The sequence below is a fragment of the Cupriavidus sp. DF5525 genome, assembly GCF_040149425.2.
Lineage (GTDB): Bacteria > Pseudomonadota > Gammaproteobacteria > Burkholderiales > Burkholderiaceae > Cupriavidus > Cupriavidus pickettii_A.
In genome coordinates this window covers 504,200-523,469 of the sequence record NZ_CP168267.1, presented here as the reverse complement: position 1 = coordinate 523,469, position 19,270 = coordinate 504,200, and the positions used below count along the sequence as shown (strand labels likewise).

The following is a 19,270-nucleotide window of genomic DNA, read 5'->3' as shown; positions in this document are numbered from 1 at the left end:
GGGCGCGGTGGATGACAATTTCAAGATGGGCTTGATGGTGTTGGCACTGCTCACGGCTGTCATCTATGCGTCAGCCAAAGCGATGGGCATGGAGATGGGCGTCGGCGATGCGGTGGTGCAAGTGGTGCAGACTGCCACCGATCTGCTGCGCCGCCTGTTCTAATAGTTGCGCGGTGCACTATGCCTATTACATCACAGTTAGCCGCCATGATGGGTCAGCCTGCTTTTGACCTCGTTGAATCGAATCGGAAGATCAACGATTCCACGATGTCGAACCCTCGCAGTTGTTCCAGCCAGCGCGCCGGAATACCGGCCAGACCGAACTTGACGCCCGCCAGTCCGCCTGCAATACAAGCAGTGGTGTCCGTGTCATGACCGAAGAGGATCGCAGTCCGAACAACATCTTCGAACGACGCTTCTTCTAGTGCCCGACGCGCCGACCATAGGCAGTCCGGTACGTATCCGGTCCCGCTTGGCTTGTCGGTCGTCGGAAAGCTGCGCAGCACGTCCAGTTCGGCGAGAAGCGCCTTCCGTTCCCGATGTTCGGGCCAGTCTTCGTAGATGTCGGCCAGACGACTGTCAGCCCATCTCCACGGTTCGTCCAGCTTCCGCAGATAGCCTCTCGCGACCAGAACGTAGAACGCACAAGCCCCCAATGAACGGGGATGTGCATGGGTTGGCAAGGACTGAAGGTGTGCGTCCTTGACAAGCTGTTCGTCGCTGCCGGTATGCCACAGGGCCAACGGCAGAACCCGCATAAGGGAACCATTGCCGTTGCTGCGTTCATCGGTCCCACCCGATTCGTGCGGCGAGACACCTTCGCGAAGGTAGCCCAACGCCTCGGCAGTCTGGATACCACAGTCAAAGACATCGCCATCGACAGCCATGTAGCCATCGTCCAGCCATTGCAGCAACCGGGCGGCGAAGTCCGTCAGTGAGAACTTGCCCTGTTCCAACAGGCTGGCAAGCAGACACAGGGCTTGGGCACCATCATCGGACCATGTTCCGGGCAGCACTCCGGCATGCGCCGGTCTGAAGCCAACCGGTGGCTGCATTTCGATCTGCTTCTGGCTTGGCAAGTCTTCGGGGGTATGAAACTCGTATGGCACGCCGAGTGCATCGCCAATCAGCAGTCCGACCAGTCCGCCGATCACTGGACTGGACGCATGGGCCTTCAATAGTAATGCGAATCCATTGTTTTTCTCCGTCAAATCGCTCTCCCCGGTTGGTTGTCCGCCAATGGAAGCAACTGGTGCGACCAATGGTGTCAATGGTACCGATCAGCCCGGTACTCACCAATGACTATTGGAACAGTTCCAGTGCCACTGTTCCGACCATTGGGACATACACAACGGTTGGCGCGGCGATCCGTTTAGAGGGTTGACCGGGATTCGCAAATATCTGAAGCTTCAGATATTTGCGAATCTCGGCCGACCCTCCAGTAGGCCGGCGCTTCTACCCAGGCTTCATATCGCTAGGCTGAACATCGTTGAGCCCAGCACTACCACGACCAACGCACGCCGAGGTTGCCGAACCAGCCTTCGCGCGGCGGCCCGCCCAGGCTGGTCAGATATCCCGCCGTGGCATAGACGCTGCCATGCCGCCCCGACTTGCCGACGACGCCGAACTCGAAGCGCGCGGCGGTGTAGTCTTGCCCGGTCGGCACGGTGGTGGTGCCGGCAAAGATGGTCTGACCGGTGCTGTCGAACATGTGCATGACATCCGCGCGGAAGTACGGCTGCCAGGTTGCGCCCTGGTATGGGATCACCTTCTGCACCCGCACGCCGGCGCGCATCAGCGTGCTGTTGGCGTTGTCGAACGCGACCGTGGAAGCCTGATCGGTCAGGTCATTGACCGACAGGTGCTGCCACACCACCTGCACTTGCGGCTCGGCGGTCACCGTCGGCGATAGAGTAAGCGGCAGTCCCGCCTCCACCGATACACTTCCCGAGGAAGAAGCGATCGCCGCCCGGACCAAGCGGGCAAAGGAGAAGGTCGATCTTCTCGTTTATGCCCACGACGGCCACATCAGCATGTGAAATTTCTTCAGTAAGGGTCCGCGCAAGATCAAGGAGTGATGCATTTGCGCGACGCCCCACTTAAGTGGGCTTATCCGCCGCCAGACACATAAGACAATATAAGACAAGTCAAATGCGTTCACTTGTTCGGCGTTCGTGACGCCCGCTCTAAACAGCGGGCGCCTTTTTTCTCGGGTGCCAAGGAGTCTTGCAGATGCGTACGCGAATCGTTCGCATTGTGCCTGCTTATTATGGCTGGGCACTCGAAATAGAAGGTCCTACGGAAAGGCTCCAGATCTATTCATCCCTTGAGGCTGCAATAGCTGCCGGATGGCACCGAGCGAAGCGCGAAAACGCCGAGCTGCACATATACCGTCAAGACGGAACGGTTCGCTTGCGCAGCGGCCTCGCTAAGGATCCGCTCGGAGTACAGGAGTGATGCTGTGGCCGGCCGGCACCAGCCTACGCTCAGCCTGTCCAAGACAGGGCGTCGACGATGAGGTTAAGGAGATACACGTGAGCGATCCGCGCGAGATTCCTGATTGATGCACCGGTCATCGCACGCTGACGCAATACTGAGCCTTTGTAGGATCCCGCCCAATAACCTGCGCCTTCGCACCTGACCTATGACAGAGGCATAGGCACCAGCATGGAGATCATCATGCAACCCGGATTAGAGGTCACGCGCAGCATAGAGGAGGATCTTAAGGATCTGGACGAAACGGATCTGGCCATCGAGCGTTTGGGGAAACGCATCGCTGCGCAGGAACTGCGGACTGCGCAGTTGAAGAGGGATCGTATCGACAGTGACACTGCCGAGAAGATGCTGGCCAACATGCGCGACAGCCTCAAGAAACTCATCATGCACCGCGCGCTTATCGTGCATGCCATCGCCGGCTCTGTCGCAATAAGCCTCCGGTAGAATGGGCCGGTGTCGAACTCAGCAAGTGTTGGCAGCGGTCATGAACTTGGAAGTTGCGAAGGTATTGAAGCGTCTGCACTACCCGCTGGACGTGATGCTGACCTGCGTGCGGTGGTATGTGGCCTACCCGCTAAGCCTGCGTCATCTCGAGCAAATGATGGCCGAGCGTGGCATCTCGGTTGACCATTCGACCGTGCACCGCTGGGCGCTGAAATTGCTGCCGGCGCTGAACAAGATCTTTCGCTCTCGCAAGCGCCCGGTGGGAAAAAGCTGGCGCATGGACGAGACCTACATCCTGGTACGCGGTCAGTGGAAGTACCTGTACCGGGCGGTCGACAAGGCGGGCCATACCATCGACTTCCTGTTGCGTGCCCAGCGCGACAAGGCTGCGGCGCGGCGCTTTTTCGAGAAGGCCATCGCGCACAACGGCCAGCCCGACTCAGTGACCATCGACGGCAGCCCGGCCAACCTGGCGGCCCTGCGCGACATCAACGCCGAGCAGGAAGCTCCCATCGCCATTCGACAGGTCAAATATCTGAACAACATCGTCGAGGTGCGACACGAAGTCGCTTACAGAAGTTGTTCGCCCTTCTCGCCGTATAGAAGGAGTGAACCACCGGTGTCACCCGGTGAATCCAGGAGCCTGAATCAAGAGCGGCTCTGACAACGTAACGAAGCGCCGCAAGGCGCGGGGTATCAATCGCGAGAGGCGTACCCTTCTGGCAGCCATAAGCCGGATGAGTGCCAGATAGTCGGTATGGTGAAAACATTTGAATCTGCAACAGGGTCGTTATGTTGAACGAGCGGAAATGGCTATTGCGCTCGAACCAAACGGTACTGGAGGTGGGAACAGCGTTTCTCGATTACGCGTTCGTGACCCATATACCTTCCGGCCCAGAGCAGGCACCTAACCCGACGTACTTCCGTAAGCGGAACGTGGAAACCCCGGATCGCTCCCTTCGGGGACAGCAGGCTGCGAGGCCTGCCCATGGCGGTGCGGGCACAGGATCGGGGAAAAAGCGAATGCCCGACTGTAATGGACGGGATACGGGTTGCAACATCACCCGACGCGAAAGCGGGCAGACTTCCTCATGGTCTCTCCTCACCAGAGAGTTTGCAGAATCATCTATACGGAAGGAAAGCAAATGAGTGCAGCAACACGGGCGCGTGCACCTTCTGGCGTGGCGTGGGACGGCATCAATTGGGCCGATGTTCAACGTCAGGTAAGAAGGCTGCAGTCGCGTATGGTGAAGGCGGTACAGGCCGGCCGCCATAACAGGGTGAAAGCCCTGCAATGGCTGCTGACCCACTCGTTCAGCGGCCGTGCATTAGCCGTCAAGCGGGTGACTGAAAACAAAGGCAGGAACACCCCCGGTGTGGACAAGGTAACGTGGAAAACACCGGCGGCAAAGGCCAACGCGATTGCGTCGTTGAAGAGGCGGGGTTATTCGCCCCTTCCGCTTCGGAGGGTTTTTATTCTGAAGAAAAACGGCAAGACGAGGCCCCTCGGCATCCCCGTGATGAAATGCCGCGCCATGCAGGCGCTACATCTGCTGGCGCTGGAACCCGTTGCGGAAACCACTGCGGACCTGAACTCTTATGGGTTCAGGCCGGAACGCTCAACTGCTGACGCTGGAGGACAATGCTTCATTTCTCTGGCGAAAAAGGCGAGTGCGGAATGGGTGCTGGAGGCTGACATTCAAGGCTGTTTCGACAAAATTTCCCACGACTGGATGATCGCCAATCTCCCCACGGACAAGGTGATCCTAAAGAAGTGGCTCAAAGCGGGCTACGTGTATCAAAACGAACTCTTCCCCACTGACGCCGGCACCCCGCAAGGGGGAATCATTTCACCGGTGGCAGCCAACATGACGCTCGATGGCCTCGAAGCTAGGCTAGCGGAAAAATTTCCGCGAGCCAGGCAGAGAGGACTGAAAATTAACATGGTGCGTTACGCGGACGATTTCATTATTACCGGCCACTCGAAAGAGTGGCTGGAACATGAAGTCAGGCCGGCAGTAGCTGAATTTCTGGCGGAACGCGGGCTGGTCTTATCCCCAGAAAAAACCAGGATAACGCACATCAAGGAGGGGTTTGATTTTCTCGGATGGAACATTCGCAAGTACAACGGCAAGCTACTGATGAAACCGTCGAAAGCGAACGTCAAGGCGCATCTTGACAAAATTCGTGAAATCATCAAGGCCGACAAGACGGCTAAACAGGCGAGCCTGATAAGGCTGCTCAATCCTGTTTTACGAGGATGGGCGAATTATCACAGCCATGTAGTCGCCAAGAAAACCTTCGATCGGGTTGATCACGAGGTCTGGTCAATGCTATGGCGATGGGCGGCAAGAAGGCACCCTAACAAAGGCGCCCGATGGATAAAAACGAAATACTTCAAAACCAAAGGTCTCCGGGACTGGGTATTTGCCGCCACAGAAAAAAAAGAGGATGGCACGACAAGAGAGGTCACCTTGCTGAAGGTATCGGACACGCCAATCAAACGGCATGTCAAGATCAAGGCGAGCGCCAATCCGCACGATCCGCACTGGGCGCCGTACTTCGAATCCCGATGGGGCCAGAAGATGCTGAACTCGGCGCGAGGGCACGGTAAGCTGTACCGTGTCTGGCTAAGGCAAGATGGCATGTGTTCCAACTGTCAGCAGCCCATCACAATGAACACCCGCTGGGATGTTTCGCATATTGTGAAGCAAACTGACGGCGGGACGGATGCAGCAAGCAACCTTCAAGTGCACCATCTCAATTGCCGTAGAACTCCGCAATACGCCTGAAAAGAAGTTGTGCCACCGGGTGTCGACAGATGCCTTTGTAGAGGCTTGAGCCGTATGCTCCTAAAGGCGCACGTACGGTTCTTAGGGGGCCGTACCGCAGCAATGCGGTACGGCTACCCGACCAGGACCATCGGGCCATCAAGCGCCAGACTCGACCAATGCTTGGCTTCAAGGACTTCCGCTGCGCGCGCATCTTGCTGGCCGGCATCGAGCTCACGCATATGATCGCCAAGGGCCAGATGCAGTGCCACGATGGGAGCAATCCGTCGGCTGCGCAGCAGTTCTATTCCCTGGCTGCATAAGGCACAGCGCCCCCAAGGTCCGGCCCGCGAAAAGTGGCGGCAATCAACTGGAGAGCCGCTTCCAGCAAGGCTCCGCCCCCTTCCCGCCTTTCGCGCGCGGATCACGCTCGCTCGATCCAATCAAGGCTTTGAAGGTGCCGGGCCAAGGGGCGGAGGCGGCGGCAGCCTGGATGGCGGGCCAGGGGGCGTTACCGGCGGCGGTGCCCCAGTAACTTCGGGCAGCGACGAGCCGAACACAGGAAATAGAGGTGGTGCGCCCTGACCACCGACGGTCACGCTCTCCGAAGGGGTGCGAAGCCCTCGGAGGTGCTCGGCGCAGAACCTTTCCGTCTGACGAATTCGTACATCAATCTGTGGGTTGCTGGCCAGAAACGCCGCATCTCTTTGTCGGTAAATCGCCAAGTATTTGAGTGTGCCCTCGCAGTCTCGCATGTCATACGCTTGCGTGGCTGCGACGAAGTTGGAATCATTCAGATCGGCTCGCCCTACCACCGGCATCGCGCACAGGACGAGGCCGCACGCAACCCCGCAATAGGAAGTTTTCGGGACGACTCTCACGGCAATTCCCTTTCTCCGTCCGCCCTCTGCCTTGCGTTGAAGTCATTGCCGCGCCGGTTTGGCCGGCGCGGCTTCCTGGCCGTTGCCTTGCTTAGGCAGAGACGGCGCCTTGTCGAATGGGACGACGCGTTCCACGGCGCCAATGTTCTTGGTGGCGCCAAGTTTCAGTCCGGTAAATACTGCGTAGAGGATGACGACCGCGCCAAGGACAACAAAGAAGGTTCCGGGTGCCGCACTCTTGAGCATCAGTCTCCAATCCTTGAAATTGGCCTCCAGGTTTCCGGCGGCCCCCCAGATTCCGGCCATGAAAAGGCGATACCCGAGCCAAGCGAACAGCGTGCCAACCGCCAGGCAGGCGAGCTTGTAGACCACAAGCCCGAGTACCACCGCAATTTCCGCGCTCACGATTTCCTTTGTCCACGCCAGCCCGAGGACTGCCCCCCATGCGCTAAATCTAGGCGCGGCCCAGGATAGGCGCAAGATCAGGCACAGCGCGGCGGCGCCTTGATGCTGCGCGGTCTCATGCAGTTTGCGCCATTTCACGACCTGCCAATCGTCAACCTGGTGGACCCAGACTGGGGCCAGGCCAAGATAGGGGAATCCGCTATCACAAGGGGTACGGCCCGAGACCGGCCCGCTGTTGAAGCAGGGATAACCCTGAGCCCCTATCCGACCCGGAAAAACTCCACCGATTGCCCTGCATTGACCGCCCGCCGCAGCCAATCGGGCATCTCGCCCTGCCCGTCCCAACTCACTCCCTTGGCGTTCCGGTATCAGACCGGCGGCGGAGGGGGTGGGGGTGGAGGTGGGTCGAAGCACCCCGCCGCCTTTAACTCGTCCATCGTCAGCCCATAGTCGGCCATCTGGTCCTGGATCCAGCGGATCGCCGCCGCCCGCTCATGGTTGGCTGTCATCGTTGTCGTCACTGCTATCGCTGCCGTCATCCGGGTTGGAGGCGGCCGTAGCCGCGCCCTGCCACCGACGAAGCCTTTGCCACCAATGCCGCCCGGTGCAGCGCCAGCAGCAGGTCATCGATGCGATCGAGGCCTTTACCGCGGTGCGAAGCAAGGCGGAAATCGCGGCAGCGCTGGGCGGCAAAGTGCCGTTCGGGCCGGTCTATACCTCAACCGAGATTTTCGCCGATCCGCACTACGCAGTGCGCGAGGTGCTGGTGGAAGTCGAGCAACCGGGCTCGGCCAGGGCTGTGCGGATCGCCGGCGTGCCGATCAAGCTAAGCGAAACCCCGGGCGGAGTGCACCGGCGGGCGCCGCTGCTCGGCGAGCATACCGATGAGGTGCTGAGCTCGGCGGGCTATGCCGGGGAAGACATCCGCCGCTTGCGGCAGGGCGGCGTGGTGCGGTAGCACTGCACGGCAGGCTTCCGGTGCTTTACGAAATTTCGTATAGTACTGCCGGTATCCGAATTTCCACCTGCCAATCCATGCCTACCCTGATCCCAGCCGCCGGCCGCGCCATGGCGGTCTTCGAAGTTTTCGCCCGCGAACGGCGCGAGCTGTCCAATTCCGACATGGCGCGCCTGCTCTCCCTGCCAGAGAGCAGCACCTCCGACCTGCTGCATACGCTGCATTCGCTCGGCTACCTGATGCGCACCACCCGCAGCCGGCGCTTCTACCCCACCGGACGCCTGTTCGAGGTCGCGCGCCAAATCGCAGAGAACGATCCGCTCAGCACCGTCGCGCAGGAAGCCGTGGAACAGGTAGGGGAAAAGACAAACGAAAGCGTCTTCTTCGGCGTGCTCGATACCGCCGCGGTCAAGGTCGTCGCCGCCCAGCCCAGCCGCCTGCCACTGCGCTACATCATCGAAGTCGGTTCGCGGGCCGCCCTGCATGCGTCCGCGCTGGGCAAGGGCCTGCTAAGCCTGCTGCCGCCCGAGGAAGCACGCGCCGCACTGGCCAGGAGCAACCTGCGCCCGCTCACGCAACACACCATTGTCGACGTCGACACGCTGATGGCGCAGATTTCCCGTGGCCACAAGCGTGGCTGGCATGAGGCGCGCGAAGAAGGCAGCGAGGGAGTGTATGGCCTGGCGGTGACCGGGCTGCTGGGCGGCCAACCGGCGGGCATCTCCGTGGCAGGCCCGGCGGATCGGATGAAGAAGTACCACGACGCCTACCTGGCCGCGCTGATTGAGGTGCGTGATGCGCTGATGGAGAAGGCATAGCTGCCGCGCCCGGTGCCATGGCGCGATACAGCCGATGTATTGCGCGACATACCGAAAGTATTTTTCACAGCGCCGCTCAGTCCGTAGCATCGAATGGAAATCGCCGTGCACGTTTTCGCGCCGGCTCCCCCTGTCCTTCTATTCGACCTAGACATGAGCAGCTTTCTGGATATCCAGCGCGAAGGCGCTGTCGCCATCGTCACCATGAACCGCCCCGAGACGCGCAACGCGATCTCGGACGACGACGCCATCGAGGCCCTGGTGCAGATGTGCGAGACCATCAACCGGGACCTGACGGTGCGCGCCGTCATCCTCACCGGCGCGGGGCCGACCTTCTCTTCCGGCGGCAACCTGAAAACGCTGCGCAGCAAGCTCGGCAGCGGGCTGGTCCAGCCCGTGCTGAGCCGCTATGGCTATCGCGACGGCATCCAGCGCGTGCCGCTGGCCATGTGCGACCTCGAGGTGCCGACCATCGCCGCGGTCAACGGCCCCGCCCTGGGCGCCGGCAATGACCTCGCCTGTACCTGCGATATCCGCATCGCGTCCGAGCACGCGACGTTTGCCGCCACCTTCGTCAAGCTCGGGCTGATCCCGGGTGACGGCGGTGCATGGCTGCTGCCCCAGGCGGTGGGCATGTCGCGCGCCTGCGAGCTGGCCTTTACCGGTGACGCCATCGACGCACGCCAGGCGCTCGAATGGGGCCTCGTGTCGCAAGTGGTGGCCCCCGACGCCCTGCTCCCGACAGCCATGGAGCTGGGCCAGCGCATCGCGCGCAACTCCGGCCATGCGCTGCGCATGACCAAGCGCCTGCTGCGCGAGTCCGTCCATGCACGATTGGACACCATCATGGAGATGTCGGCGGGCTTCCAGGCGCTGGCCCACAACACGCCCGAACACGACGCCGCGCTGGACGCCTTCCTCGAGCGGCGCGTCTGACCGGACGATGGCGGTACCCCGGCCGCGGCACTTGGCCCGGCCGGGCGAAAGACAGCAAGGAGACGACATGGCATTCCACCCCTTGAAGCATTGCCTGCTCGCGGCATCGCTGGCGCTGACCGGGCTGCCGGCCGCGGCGCAGTCCGATTTTCCGAACCGGCCGGTCAAGGTCATTGTCTCGCTGCCGCCGGGCAGCGGCGCTGACACCACGGCACGCTTCATCTCCCAACACCTGAGCGAAAAGTTCAAACAGCCCTTCGTAGTGGAGAACCGCCCAGGGGCGAACAGCTTCATCGGCGCGCGCGCTGTGGCCGAAGCCGCGCCGGACGGCTACACCCTGTTCGTCGGCAGCAACTCGTCGATGGTGACCAATGTGGCGGTGTTCCGGAGCATGCCCTACGACCCGGTCAAGGACTTCGTGCCGGTGGAGCGCATCGCGCGCTTTGCCATGGTGGTGGTGGTTCCGGCCAGCTCTCCCTACAAGACCCTCGACAACCTCGTCGAGGCGGCCCGCAAGGCACCCGGCAGGCTCAACTACGCCAGTGGCAGCGCCGGCTACCAGGTGGCCGTGGAACTCTTTCATGAACGCTTCCGCATCAAGGGCAACCCGATCACCTACAAGGGCACGGCCCCGGCCATGACAGACGTGGCCGCTGGCAACGTCGACTACTCGATCGGCGAGATCAGCTCGGTCCTGCCGCTGATCCGTGCCGGTCGCCTGCGTGCGCTGGCCGTCACCGACACGCGGCGACTGAAGGAACTCCCGCAGGTGCCCACCGTCGCCGAAAGCGGCGCGTCCGGCTTCGAGGTATTCGCCTGGACCGGTGTCTTCGCGCCGGCGAAGGTCCCCGAAAGAATCGTCAAGGCTCTCTCCGACGCGGTGCGTGAGACCATGCAGCAACGCGACAGCGTGAAGTTCATCGAGAACCTGGGCGGCAGCGTGTTTTCCGGCGGACCGCAGCAGCTGCGGCAGTTCCAGCTCGCGGAGATCCAGCGAACACGTGAAATCGTCAAGACGGCCGGAATTCCCGTCGAATAACGCCGTACAGGCGCAAACTCAGTACGACAAGAGTATGAGGACAACGATGGGCCCCCTCGCAGGCATGAAAATCATTGAGCTGGCCGGCATCGGCCCCGGCCCCATGGCGGGCATGCTGCTCGCCGACATGGGCGCCGAGGTGCTGCGCATCGAGCGCCCCGGCGAGGCCGACCTGGGCGTCAGGCGCGAGCGCCGCTTTGACCTGATGCTGCGCAACCGCAAGTTGATCGCGCTCGACCTGAAAGATCCGCAAGCCGTGGCCATTGTGCTGGATCTGGTGGAGAATGCGGACGCACTGATCGAAGGCTTCCGACCCGGCGTCACGGAACGCCTGGGCCTGGGCCCACATGACTGCATGGCGCGCAACCCGCGCCTGGTCTACGGCAGGGTCACGGGATGGGGCCAGACCGGCCCGCTGGCCCACACCGCCGGCCACGATATCAACTACATCTCACTGACGGGGGCGCTGAACGCCATCGGCGGACGTCACCAGCCGCCCGCGATTCCGCCGGCGTACCTTGGTGACTTCGCCGGCGGGGCCATGTTTTTGGTCACGGGCGTCCTCGCGGCGCTGATCGAAGCCGGCAAGTCGGGACAGGGACAGGTAGTCGATGCCGCTATCGTCGACGGCGCCGCGGCACTCGGAACTGTCTTCTATGGCATGACGGCTGCCGGCCAGTGGCGACAGGAGCGCGGTACCAATGTGCTCGACTCCGGCGCCCATTACTACAACGTCTACCAGTGCCAGGACGGCCGCTGGATCTCGGTGGGACCGATCGAGGCGCGCTTCTACCGCGACCTGCTGGCGAGGATCGGCATCGATCCCGCCAGCCTCGGTGAGCAGTTGGATGCAGGCAACTGGGAACCCGCTCGCGAACGCCTGGCGCATGTCTTCCGCACTCGCACCCGTGACGAGTGGTGCCGGTCGCTCGAAGGCACCGACGCCTGCTTTGCGCCCGTGCTGAATTTCGAGGAGGCGCCGCAACACGCCCACCTGAAGGCGCGCGAGACCTTCGTCGAGGTGGACGGCATTCCCCAGCCCGCCCCTGCCCCGCGCTTCAGCCGTACACAGAGCGCCCCGCCCGCCCCGCCGAGCGCGCCGGACGCGCGCCGCTATGGCGAGGTGCTGGCCGGCTGGCTGCCGCAGGAGAAAATCGACCAGGTGCGCACGCTCGGCGCCACCGGCGCCTGAATGGCGCACGGGACAATGCCCGATTGCGCATTGTTCCCGCTTCGCGCATAGTCTGCCGCGCGGCGATGGTGCCGCGACGACCGTCTTATCCGCATGGACCTCCGTCAGATCAAGCAGGCGCTGGTGCTGAGCGAAACGCTCAATTTCCACCGCGCCGCCGAGCGGTTGCACATGGCGCAGCCGCCCCTGTCCACCGCTATCCGCAAGCTGGAAGAAGAACTGGGGGTGACCTTGTTCGAGCGGCTGCCGTCCGGCCTGCGCCTGACGCCAGTGGGCGAGATCGTGCTGCGCCAGATGCGCAACACGCTGTTCTTCGCCGACGAGATCCGCCGTGCCGCCAGCGAGGGCGAGCGTGGTGAGCAAGGCAAGCTGCGCGTGGGCTTCGTCGGGTCCGCGGTGTACTCGCTGATGCCGCGGCTGATCCGCACGTTTCGCCTGCAGTATCCGCGTGTCGACCTGGTGATCGAGGAATCCACCACGGTCGAGCTGTTGCGGCGGCTGGAGGAACATTCGCTAGATGTGGCGCTGGTGCGCTACCCGATCCTGGAACGGACCAGCGCCAGCGTGTTGCTGCTGCAGCCCGATCCGATGGTGCTAGCCGTCAGCGCCGATTCGCCGCTGGCCGTGCGCGAGTCCGTGGACCTGACGGAGCTTGGCGCCACGCCATTCATCGTGTATTCGCGAACTTTCGTACCCGCCATGCACGCGATGACGATGATGGCCTTCCACGAAGCCGGCATCCACCCCCCGGTTGCCCAGGAAGCGGTGCAAGTGCCATCCATCCTGGCACTGGTGGAAAGCGGCCTGGGCGTGGCGCTGGTGCCGGCCACGGCCTCCCGACAGGCGGGCGATGGCGTGAAGCTGATTCGCCTGACTGGGATGCCACCCAAGATGGATCTGGGCATTGCGCTGGTGACGCTTCCTGAAACGGTCAACGCCACCACCCGCAACTTCGTTGCCATCGCGCGCGAGATCATGCCCGATGCGCCCGGAACAGCGGCGCAGGCAGCGGACTGATTCGAGGACAGGGGCCGCAACGCGGCCCCTGACTGCTGACAAAGCGACCGTACCACTGGTTTGCTCCCCTCTCCCGCCTGTGGGAGAGAGGCCGGAGGTGAGGGCAGGCGCATGGCAAGCATCGCAACGCCTCGCTTCGTAGAGGCCCCCGCCCTCACCCCTCACCCATGAATGGGAGAGAGAAGACAACACGCGCAGTGTGCTGTGTCAGCAGCCCGACCCTGCACCTCAGCTCGCCAGGTGATACCCGCCGTTCACGCCGATGTGCTGGCCCAGGATGTACGACGCCGCGTCGGACAGCAGGAAGCAGATCGGCTGCGCCACCTCTTCCGGCTGCGCCCAGCGGCCCATCGGGATCATCGACAGGATGCCGTCACGGAAGCGGTCGCCACGGATGGTCTCCGTCATCGGCGTTTCCACCACGCCCAGGCAGACCGAGTTGGTGCGCACCCCGTACTTGCCCCACTCACGCGCGGCGCTCATCGTCATGCCCAGCATGCCGGCCTTGGCGCTGGAATAGTTGATCTGGCCGATCGAGCCACGGCGGCCGGCCTCGGATGAGATATTGACGATGGAGCCCTGGACCTGTTCGCCCTTCTTGGCGCGCTCGACGAGGTGCGCCCCTACCGCCTGCAGCCACAGAAAGGAGCCCGTCAGATGACAATCGATGACTTGGTTCCAGGTCTGCAGCGTCATGTTCTCGATCATCGCCGCGCGCACGATGCCGGCGCAGTTGACCAGCCCGTCCACCTTGCCGAAGTGCGACAACGCGTGCTCCATCGACGACGCGACGAAGTCGGCGTCCGACACGCTGCCGGTATAGGCAACCGTCTGGTCCGGATAGCGTGCGGTGATTTCCTGCAGCGCTTCGCCCTTCATATCGACCAGGCCGAGCTTTGCGCCCAGTTTCAGCGCGAGTTCCGCCGTGGACTTGCCGACGCCCTGTGCGGCGCCGGTGACGATGATGACTTTCCCTTGCAGGGACATAAGATCCGACATGGTGTTCTCCTCGATTTTCAACGGGTTTGGTGGTACTGGCGGCCTTCCAGGCAGCCCAGGTGGTACTGCGTGTCGCCGTGCAGCAGGTCCAGCACCAGCACGCGGCGCAGGTAATGCCCGACGGCATATTCCTCGGTCATGCCGATGCCGCCGTGCATCTGGATGGCCTCCTGCGTGACCTGGCGCGCCGCCCGGCCGATGTACACCTTGGCGGCATGCACCTGGTCCGCCCCGGCAGCCAGGTCATTGCGGCCGGCCAGCGCCAGGGCCAGCGAGAGCGACAGGCTGCGGCTCTGCTCCAGCGCCACCAGCATGTCCACAGCGCGATGCTGCAATGCCTGGTTGGCGCCGATCAGCTTGCCGAACTGCTTGCGCGTCTTGAGGTAGTCCACCGTGAGGTCGCAGGCGCCCTGCATGACCCCGACCATCTCGGCGCAGGCGGCGTTGATGCCGACCTCAACGACGCGCCGCAGCGCGGTGCCATTCGCATCGCCATCCAGCAGTTCGGCCTGTGCGCCGTCGAGCCGCACGTCAGCGGCCGGTGTGCCGTCGATCAGCCGGTAGCCTTCGCGCTGCACGCCGACACTGTTTCCATCCACCAGGAACAGCCGTACCCCGCTTCCCGGCACCTGCGCACTGACGAGCAGATAGTGGCTGGCCGCGCCATGCACCACGCAGGGCTTGCTGCCGAAAAGCGCCCAGCCGCCCGCTCCGGAAGCGGCCTGCACGGAGACGCGTTCGGTCAAGGCTTCGCCATGCGCCCATGCCAGCTTCATCTCGCCCTGGGCGATGCGCGGCAACAAGCGGGCCTTCTGCGCAGGCGAACCAGCGGCCGCAAGGGCCGCGGCCGCCGTCACCGCCGTGCTGTGGTAAGGCTCCAGCGACAGCGCGCGGCCCAGTTCCTGGGAAATCACCATCTGGTCGACGGCATTGCCGCCGAAGCCGCCGAATTCCTCGGGGACCGCCGCGCCGAGCACGCCGAGCTCGGCCAGCGCGCTCCATACCTGCGCGCTGTGTCCGTCGTCGTGCACCACGTACTGCTGGCGTTTCTCAAAGTTGTACTCGCGGCCCAGCAGCCGCGACAGGCTATCCAGCAGCTGTTGCTGGACGTCGTTCAGTTGCAGGTTCATCGCAGGTCCAGGACAGTGGCCGAAAGAATGTTCTTCTGCACCTCGGTGCTGCCGCCGAAGATCGAGACAGCGCGCGAGTACAGGTAGGATTTGGTGAGCGTTCCAGTATCCGCGCGCAGCGCATCGGTGCCGCGCATGCCGCAGATCACCTCCGTAATGGCCTGGAAGATCTCGCTGCCGCGCGCCTTGAGCATCGGCGACAGCTTCATGTCGGCGTGGCCGCCGTGCATGCGGAACTGGGTGACCTCCAGCGCGTGCAGATCGGCCTCGATCATCGCAATGCGTCCGCGCCAGGGCGCCAGCGTGTCGGCGGGCCGGCCTTCAGTCTCCAGTCGCGCAAGCAGGTCTTTGGCATAGGCCACGCGCTCCTTGCTGCGGCCGATGCCGGCAATGTAGGCGCGCTCATGCCCAAGCAGGAACTTGGCGTAGTCCCAGCCCTTGTTTTCCTCGCCCACCAGGTTCTGCGCCGGCACCAGCACGTTGTCGAAGAACACTTCGTTCAGGCTGTGCCTTCCGTCGATGCTGATGATGGGCCGAACGGTGATGCCCGGCGACTTCAGGTCGATCAGGATGAAGGAGATGCCGGCCTGCGGCTTGGCCGCCCCCGGGTCGGTGCGCACCAGGCAGAAGATCCAGTCCGAGTAGTGCGCCTGGCTGGTCCAGATCTTCTGGCCGTTGACCAGGTAGCCGTCAGCCGTGCGCTCGGCGCGGGTCTTCAGCGAGGCCAGGTCCGAACCGGCACCCGGTTCCGAGAAGCCCTGGCAGACCTGGATATCGGCATTCAGCAGCTTCGGCAGGAAATATTCGCGCTGCGCGTCGCTGCCGAAGTGGACCAGCACCGGGCCCAGCATCGTGATATTGAAGATATGCGGCGGCGGCGCCGGCGCGCAGGCGCATTCGTCGGCGAAGATCTGCTGCTCGGCCGCATCCCAGCCGGCACCGCCAAAGGCCTTCGGCCAAGCCGGTGCGCCCCAGCCGCGCGTATTCAGCCGGCGCTGCCAGAGTTCGGTGTCGGCCTTGGAGGCAAAGCCACCCGCGCGCAGGCGCTGGCGCATGTCGTCGGGCAGGTTGGCGGCGATAAAGTCGCGGATTTCCTGCCGGAACGCCTTATGTTGCTCGGAATAGAGCAGGTCCATGGTTGTCCTTCAGATGATTGGGGCTCAGCACCCCTTGAATACAGGCGCGCGCTTCTCTGCGAAGGCGCACAATCCCTCTTGCATGTCGTACGAGCGCTGGTGGTCGCGGAACTCCAGCAGTTCATGGCGCAAGGCGTCGGCCACCGATTTGTCGGCGGCTTCGGCCGCCACGCGCTTCATGCGGGCCAGCACCAGCGGGCTGCGCGCGGCCAGTTCTTCGGCGAGCGCCTGGACGTGGCCGGCCAGTTCGTCGTCGGGTACCACTTCGTTGACCAGGCCGTAGCGCTCCATTTGTGCCGCCGTAAAGGTACGGCCGGTGAACAACAGATAACGGGCCACGTTGGCCGGCACCTTGCGCGGCAGCACGGCCGCGCCGCCGGCGCCGGGAAACACGCCGAAGTTGGCATGGGCATCGCCCAGGCGCGCCGATTCGGCCGCCACCACCAGGTCGCAGGCCAACACCAGTTCCAGTCCACCCGCCACCGCCAGGCCGTTGACGGCGGCGATCACCGGCTTCGGGAAAGCACGCAGCGTAGAGAAAAACGCCGTCGCCACGTCGATGAAATCCGGCTCGCCGGGGGCCACCGGCGCCGAGACTTCCTTCAGGTCGGCGCCGGCGCAGAAGGCGCGGCCATTGGCGGTCAGCACGACCGCGCGCACGGCGGGATCGTCGCGCCAGCACCGCAGTTGCGCGTCGAGCCCGCGCATCAACTCGCGACTCAGACTGTTCATCGCGGAGGGTCGGTCCAGGGTCAGCCAGCCGACGGCGCCACGAAGTTCATGCAGATGGCTCATCGCTAGCCTCCCTCAGCACAGCTCGATCGCGACGGCCGTGGCTTCGCCGCCGCCCAGGCACAGGCTGGCCATGCCGCGACGCAGCCCGCGCTGTCGGAGCGCGTGGATCAGCGTGACCAGCAGTCGCGCCCCGGTGGCGCCAACCGGATGCCCCAGCGCGCAGGCGCCGCCGTTGAGATTGAGCCGGTCATGCGCGATACCCAGCTCCTGCAGCGTCACCAGCGTGACCACCGCGAAGGCTTCGTTGACCTCGTAGAGATCGACATCCCGCGCCGTCCAGCCGGCCTTGTCCAGCACGCGGCGGATCGCGGCAGCGGGCGCGTCCACGAAATGCTGCGGCGCCTGGGCATGCGTGGCGTGGCCGACGATGCGCGCCAGCGGCACCAGGCCCTGGCATCGCGCATCGCTCTCGCGCATCAGCACCAGCGCGGCGGCGCCGTCCGAGATCGACGACGCATTGCCGGCGGTCACGGTGCCGTCCTGCCGGAACACGGGCTTGAGCTTCGGCAGCTTGCCGGCATCGCACTGGCCTGGCGTTTCGTCCCGGACCAACAGTGTCTCGGCACCCTTGCGCCTGAGCGTCACCGGCGCGATCTCGTCGTCGAACGTCCCTTCCTGCACCGCACGCTGCGAACGCAGCAGGCTCTCGCGCGCATAGGCGTCCTGCGCCTCGCGGCCGATGCCGCGCTCCTGCGCGGACAGGTCGGCGTAATAGCCCATCAGGTGGCCTTCGTACGCATCCTCCAGGCCGTCGCAGTACATATGGTCCAGGAACTGGCCGTGGCCGAGGCGGTAGCCAGAGCGTCCGCGCGGCACGATGTAGGGGGCATTGGTCATGGACTCCATGCCGCCCGCCACGGCCACCGAGCAGGTGCCGGCCAGCAGCAGGTCGTGCGTCAGCATCACGGCCTTCATGCCGGAGCCGCACATCTTGCTCAGCGTGGTGGCCGGTGTGGACACCGGCAGGCCCGCACCCAGCACGGCCTGCCGCGCCGGCGCCTGGCCCAGGCCGGCGAACAGGCAGCAGCCGATGATGGCTTCATCGACCGATGCCGGGTCGACGCCCGCCTCGGCCACGGCGGCGCGAATCGCCACCGCGCCCAGTTGCGGCGCCGTATGCTGGGCCAGCGCGCCGTTGAATGCGCCAATCGGCGTGCGCTTGGCGCCGACGATCACGATGGAATCAGTTTTCTGCATGTCAGGTTTCGGCAAATCAGGTAGGTCAGGCTGCGGCCGGAGCCAGCTGCAGCCGCACAAAATCCAGGATCTCCTGGCCGGCGCCGGTGGCCTGGGCAAACAGCGCGTCGCCAAGCGAGGTGGCGCACGCGGTCTCCGTGCCCGCGCAAGCACGCCACTCATGCAGGCGGCGCGTGAACAGGCCGAGCGCCAGTTCCTCGGTGATGCCGATGGCTCCGTGCACCGCATGGGCAATCGCGGCAACGCGGCTTGCCGCTTCGCTGCAACGCAGCTTGGCGGTGGCCGCCAGCAGCGGGCGCGGCAGGAAGCCGTCCGCGGTGCAGCCCAGGCGTGCGCCGAAGGTCGACGCGTTGGCCTGCTCGGCCAGCACGCTCAGTTCCTGCTGCATCGCCTGGAACTGCGAGATGGCACGGCCGAACTGCTGGCGGTTGTTCACATACTCGATGCTCATGGCCTGGATGCGCGCCATGGCGCCGGCCATGCCGGCGGCGTGCACGGCATTGCAGAGGGCCAGCACGTCGGCCTCGCCCGCCGCCAGGCGGCGGATCGCCTGCGCCGCCGAGTTCCAGTGCAGCGTGGCCGAAGCCTGCGGACGATAGGCGCCGGGCGTGGCCTGGGCCAGCGCGCGCGGCATCAGCAGCCACTCGCCGCGCCACCCCACCAGCACCTGGTGCGCCAGCGCGCCGCCCGGCACCTCCCGGCAGAAGATGGCATCGCCTGCCTGCGCCTGCGCCGGGGCCATGGCAATGCATTCGCCCTCGTGCTCATGGCCTGCGCTGGCCAGGATGGCGCGTGCGACGGCGGTCTCGGCAAACGGATGACTCAGGCCGGCACGCCCGGCGGCGAGGAACAGGGCAAAGGTATCGGTCAGCGACAGGCCCGCCCCGCCCCGCTCTACCGGCACCAGCGCGTCGGTGAACCCCAGCGCATCGATGGCGGACCATTGCGCGTCGGCGCCTTCGCCGGACTCGCTGCGCCGTACTTGTTCGTCCGAGCACAGGCCGGCCAGCGCGCGCTCGAAGGCTTCGATCAGGGAATCAGTCATGGTGTGTCTCG

The 19,270-nt window shown here is 64.0% G+C and carries 18 protein-coding genes and 4 pseudogenes; 12 read left to right on the top strand and 10 right to left on the bottom strand.

Translation table 11 applies throughout. The annotated features are described in order from the left end of the window. The first annotated feature begins 7 nt into the window (after positions 1 to 7). Entirely contained in the window at positions 8 to 163 is a 156-nt protein-coding gene (locus tag ABNX08_RS36845; protein ID WP_349604776.1) for a hypothetical protein, read from the top strand. A gap of 52 nt (positions 164 to 215) precedes the next feature. Here the strand turns inward: ABNX08_RS36845 and ABNX08_RS36840 are convergent, their stop codons facing one another. Beyond that, positions 216 to 1,211, bottom strand: a complete 996-nt coding sequence (locus ABNX08_RS36840) for an ADP-ribosylglycohydrolase family protein (RefSeq protein WP_349604778.1) — start codon at positions 1,209 to 1,211, stop codon at positions 216 to 218. Positions 1,212 to 1,501: 290 nt separating this feature from the next. Then, a pseudogene (locus ABNX08_RS36835) lies at positions 1,502 to 1,990 on the bottom strand (autotransporter domain-containing protein); the annotation flags it as partial. Between the two features lie 242 nt (positions 1,991 to 2,232). Between ABNX08_RS36835 and ABNX08_RS36830 the strand changes: the two are divergent. The 5 genes and pseudogenes from ABNX08_RS36830 to ABNX08_RS36810 form a co-directional block, all read left to right on the top strand. Beyond that, positions 2,233 to 2,457 carry a DUF2188 domain-containing protein gene (locus ABNX08_RS36830; RefSeq protein WP_349604779.1) on the top strand — a complete coding sequence of 75 codons (225 nt, stop codon included), beginning with the start codon at positions 2,233 to 2,235 and terminating at the stop codon, positions 2,455 to 2,457. A 210-nt stretch (positions 2,458 to 2,667) separates the two neighbouring features. Further along, positions 2,668 to 2,940 carry a hypothetical protein gene (locus ABNX08_RS36825; RefSeq protein ID WP_349604780.1) on the top strand — a complete coding sequence of 91 codons (273 nt, stop codon included), beginning with the start codon at positions 2,668 to 2,670 and terminating at the stop codon, positions 2,938 to 2,940. Between the two features lie 40 nt (positions 2,941 to 2,980). Then, positions 2,981 to 3,544, top strand: a pseudogene (locus ABNX08_RS36820) (IS6 family transposase); the annotation flags it as partial. 541 nt (positions 3,545 to 4,085) lie between these two features. Next, positions 4,086 to 5,732, top strand: a complete 1,647-nt coding sequence (gene ltrA / locus ABNX08_RS36815; protein ID WP_349604783.1) for a group II intron reverse transcriptase/maturase — start codon at positions 4,086 to 4,088, stop codon at positions 5,730 to 5,732. 119 nt (positions 5,733 to 5,851) lie between these two features. Continuing rightward, a pseudogene (locus ABNX08_RS36810) lies at positions 5,852 to 6,034 on the top strand (IS6 family transposase); the annotation flags it as partial. A 600-nt stretch (positions 6,035 to 6,634) separates the two neighbouring features. Here the strand turns inward: ABNX08_RS36810 and ABNX08_RS36805 are convergent. Further along, on the bottom strand, positions 6,635 to 7,135 hold the full coding sequence (locus ABNX08_RS36805) for a hypothetical protein (protein WP_349604785.1): 501 nt from the start codon (positions 7,133 to 7,135) through the stop codon (positions 6,635 to 6,637). A gap of 122 nt (positions 7,136 to 7,257) precedes the next feature. Further along, a pseudogene (locus ABNX08_RS36800) lies at positions 7,258 to 7,506 on the bottom strand (H-NS family nucleoid-associated regulatory protein). 95 nt (positions 7,507 to 7,601) lie between these two features. Between ABNX08_RS36800 and ABNX08_RS36795 the strand changes: the two are divergent. From ABNX08_RS36795 to ABNX08_RS36770, 6 genes are all read left to right on the top strand, one after another. Beyond that, positions 7,602 to 7,955 carry a CoA transferase gene (locus ABNX08_RS36795; RefSeq protein ID WP_349604787.1) on the top strand — a complete coding sequence of 118 codons (354 nt, stop codon included), beginning with the start codon at positions 7,602 to 7,604 and terminating at the stop codon, positions 7,953 to 7,955. A gap of 77 nt (positions 7,956 to 8,032) precedes the next feature. Next, on the top strand, positions 8,033 to 8,773 hold the full coding sequence (locus tag ABNX08_RS36790) for an IclR family transcriptional regulator (protein ID WP_349604788.1): 741 nt from the start codon (positions 8,033 to 8,035) through the stop codon (positions 8,771 to 8,773). A gap of 153 nt (positions 8,774 to 8,926) precedes the next feature. Beyond that, the gene (locus ABNX08_RS36785; protein ID WP_349604789.1) at positions 8,927 to 9,709 is read left to right on the top strand and encodes a crotonase/enoyl-CoA hydratase family protein; all 783 of its coding nucleotides are present in this window, start codon (positions 8,927 to 8,929) and stop codon (positions 9,707 to 9,709) included. Between the two features lie 67 nt (positions 9,710 to 9,776). After that, positions 9,777 to 10,748: a tripartite tricarboxylate transporter substrate binding protein gene (locus ABNX08_RS36780; RefSeq protein WP_349604790.1), complete on the top strand. Its 972-nt coding sequence runs from the start codon at positions 9,777 to 9,779 to the stop codon at positions 10,746 to 10,748. Between the two features lie 46 nt (positions 10,749 to 10,794). Continuing rightward, positions 10,795 to 11,940 carry a CaiB/BaiF CoA-transferase family protein gene (locus ABNX08_RS36775; RefSeq protein ID WP_349604791.1) on the top strand — a complete coding sequence of 382 codons (1,146 nt, stop codon included), beginning with the start codon at positions 10,795 to 10,797 and terminating at the stop codon, positions 11,938 to 11,940. A 93-nt stretch (positions 11,941 to 12,033) separates the two neighbouring features. Further along, positions 12,034 to 12,957, top strand: coding sequence for a LysR family transcriptional regulator (locus tag ABNX08_RS36770; RefSeq protein WP_349604793.1), 924 nt, complete (start codon positions 12,034 to 12,036; stop codon positions 12,955 to 12,957). Positions 12,958 to 13,185: 228 nt separating this feature from the next. Here the strand turns inward: ABNX08_RS36770 and ABNX08_RS36765 are convergent, their stop codons facing one another. The 6 genes from ABNX08_RS36765 to ABNX08_RS36740 are packed head-to-tail and all read right to left on the bottom strand — an operon-like array spanning position 13,186 to position 19,259. Continuing rightward, positions 13,186 to 13,956, bottom strand: a complete 771-nt coding sequence (locus ABNX08_RS36765; RefSeq protein WP_349604794.1) for an SDR family NAD(P)-dependent oxidoreductase — start codon at positions 13,954 to 13,956, stop codon at positions 13,186 to 13,188. Positions 13,957 to 13,973: 17 nt separating this feature from the next. Then, on the bottom strand, positions 13,974 to 15,086 hold the full coding sequence (locus ABNX08_RS36760; RefSeq protein ID WP_349604796.1) for an acyl-CoA dehydrogenase family protein: 1,113 nt from the start codon (positions 15,084 to 15,086) through the stop codon (positions 13,974 to 13,976). Then, positions 15,083 to 16,222, bottom strand: coding sequence for an acyl-CoA dehydrogenase family protein (locus ABNX08_RS36755; protein WP_349604798.1), 1,140 nt, complete (start codon positions 16,220 to 16,222; stop codon positions 15,083 to 15,085). Before ABNX08_RS36755 ends, ABNX08_RS36760 begins: the two co-directional genes overlap by 4 nt. Positions 16,223 to 16,246: 24 nt before the next feature. Next, complete coding sequence (locus ABNX08_RS36750; protein ID WP_349604800.1) at positions 16,247 to 17,017, bottom strand: enoyl-CoA hydratase/isomerase family protein; 771 nt, start codon at positions 17,015 to 17,017, stop codon at positions 16,247 to 16,249. A gap of 12 nt (positions 17,018 to 17,029) precedes the next feature. Then, positions 17,030 to 18,214 carry an acetyl-CoA C-acyltransferase gene (locus ABNX08_RS36745; RefSeq protein WP_349604802.1) on the bottom strand — a complete coding sequence of 395 codons (1,185 nt, stop codon included), beginning with the start codon at positions 18,212 to 18,214 and terminating at the stop codon, positions 17,030 to 17,032. Between the two features lie 25 nt (positions 18,215 to 18,239). Continuing rightward, a complete protein-coding gene (locus ABNX08_RS36740; protein WP_349604804.1) occupies positions 18,240 to 19,259 on the bottom strand; it encodes an acyl-CoA dehydrogenase family protein in 1,020 nt (339 codons plus the stop codon). Positions 19,260 to 19,270 lie beyond the last annotated feature (11 nt).

Coding starts and splice junctions, on each gene's coding strand:
- ABNX08_RS36830 (WP_349604779.1), top strand. CDS start 2,233: ATGCGTACGCGAATCGTTCGCATTGTGCCTGCTTATTATGGCTGGGCA.
- ABNX08_RS36825 (WP_349604780.1), top strand. CDS start 2,668: ATGGAGATCATCATGCAACCCGGATTAGAGGTCACGCGCAGCATAGAG.
- ltrA (WP_349604783.1), top strand. CDS start 4,086: ATGAGTGCAGCAACACGGGCGCGTGCACCTTCTGGCGTGGCGTGGGAC.
- ABNX08_RS36790 (WP_349604788.1), top strand. CDS start 8,033: ATGCCTACCCTGATCCCAGCCGCCGGCCGCGCCATGGCGGTCTTCGAA.
- ABNX08_RS36785 (WP_349604789.1), top strand. CDS start 8,927: ATGAGCAGCTTTCTGGATATCCAGCGCGAAGGCGCTGTCGCCATCGTC.
- ABNX08_RS36780 (WP_349604790.1), top strand. CDS start 9,777: ATGGCATTCCACCCCTTGAAGCATTGCCTGCTCGCGGCATCGCTGGCG.
- ABNX08_RS36775 (WP_349604791.1), top strand. CDS start 10,795: ATGGGCCCCCTCGCAGGCATGAAAATCATTGAGCTGGCCGGCATCGGC.
- ABNX08_RS36770 (WP_349604793.1), top strand. CDS start 12,034: ATGGACCTCCGTCAGATCAAGCAGGCGCTGGTGCTGAGCGAAACGCTC.
- ABNX08_RS36765 (WP_349604794.1), bottom strand. CDS start 13,956: ATGTCGGATCTTATGTCCCTGCAAGGGAAAGTCATCATCGTCACCGGC.
- ABNX08_RS36760 (WP_349604796.1), bottom strand. CDS start 15,086: ATGAACCTGCAACTGAACGACGTCCAGCAACAGCTGCTGGATAGCCTG.
- ABNX08_RS36755 (WP_349604798.1), bottom strand. CDS start 16,222: ATGGACCTGCTCTATTCCGAGCAACATAAGGCGTTCCGGCAGGAAATC.
- ABNX08_RS36750 (WP_349604800.1), bottom strand. CDS start 17,017: ATGAGCCATCTGCATGAACTTCGTGGCGCCGTCGGCTGGCTGACCCTG.
- ABNX08_RS36745 (WP_349604802.1), bottom strand. CDS start 18,214: ATGCAGAAAACTGATTCCATCGTGATCGTCGGCGCCAAGCGCACGCCG.
- ABNX08_RS36740 (WP_349604804.1), bottom strand. CDS start 19,259: ATGACTGATTCCCTGATCGAAGCCTTCGAGCGCGCGCTGGCCGGCCTG.